The sequence below is a fragment of the Streptomyces atriruber genome, assembly GCF_001418325.1.
Taxonomy (GTDB): Bacteria; Actinomycetota; Actinomycetes; order Streptomycetales; family Streptomycetaceae; genus Streptomyces; species Streptomyces atriruber.
In genome coordinates this window covers 5823-6181 of record NZ_LIPN01000177.1, presented here as the reverse complement: position 1 = coordinate 6181, position 359 = coordinate 5823, and the positions used below count along the sequence as shown (strand labels likewise).

At 73.5% G+C, this 359-nt stretch carries 1 pseudogene; it reads right to left on the bottom strand.

Annotated elements, in window-relative coordinates:
- Nucleotides 1–359: pseudogene (locus tag AOK03_RS45310) on the bottom strand (DDE-type integrase/transposase/recombinase); the annotation flags it as partial.

Genomic DNA, 359 nt, shown 5'->3' with positions numbered 1-359 from the left:
AGGCGGCGCAGGTGGCGGCCTTCTCGTCCGTGTGGATCTCGCTGTAGGCGAGGCGGGTGTGGTCGTCGACGGCGGAGTGGACGTAGTCGAAGCCCATGCTGCTGCGCCGGGCGCGGCCGGCCTGGCGGCCCAGGACTTTGTGGCCGCCGCCGTCGGGGATGCGGCCGAGTTTCTTGACGTCGACGTGGATGAGTTCGCCGGGCCGCTCGCGCTCACAGCGGCGGATCACTTGGCCGGTGGGCCGGTCCAGGAAGGCCAGGCGGTTCAGGCCGTGCCGGGCCAGGATGCGGTGCACGGTGGAGGCGGGCAGGCCCAGGATCGGGCCGATGCGGGCCGGGCCCAGCTTGCGGTCCGTGCGC